The sequence below is a fragment of the Arthrobacter sp. 10T425 genome (assembly GCF_056393985.1).
In genome coordinates this window covers 1-360 of record NZ_JBFTGZ010000139.1, presented here as the reverse complement: position 1 = coordinate 360, position 360 = coordinate 1, and the positions used below count along the sequence as shown (strand labels likewise).

The following is a 360-nucleotide window of genomic DNA, read 5'->3' as shown; positions in this document are numbered from 1 at the left end:
CATCTGTTCGTCGCTACCGCTAGCGACGATGACCGAAATGTACCATGTGGTACACGATGGGACGAAATTGGGGTTTACGCGAGCGCGCAACGACGGTGTCGGGTGAGAGTGCTTCGGGGGTCGGTCGGGGCTACGCGCCCTTCTTCGACTTTCCAGGCGAGGTCATCTTGCTGGCGAAGTACTTGAGCGCGGCCGTGGTGCCCTTGCGGTCGCCCGTCGTGATCAGGTCCAGCAGCAGGCCGCGAATCGTCGCCACTTCGACGCGTGCGAACAGCCGCGCTTCCTCCGCGCTGATGTGCATGGCTTGCTGCAAGCGCTCGGCAATCACGGCGGTCCAGCTACCAATGACATCGTCAAGAA

Annotated in this window: 1 protein-coding gene; it reads right to left on the bottom strand. The window is 61.9% G+C overall.

What is annotated here, in order from left to right:
• Nucleotides 1-130 precede the first annotated feature (130 nt).
• Nucleotides 131-360 (bottom strand): hypothetical protein (locus tag AC1DDH_RS20895; RefSeq protein ID WP_476956282.1); only part of this gene is annotated, 230 nt, incomplete at its 5' end.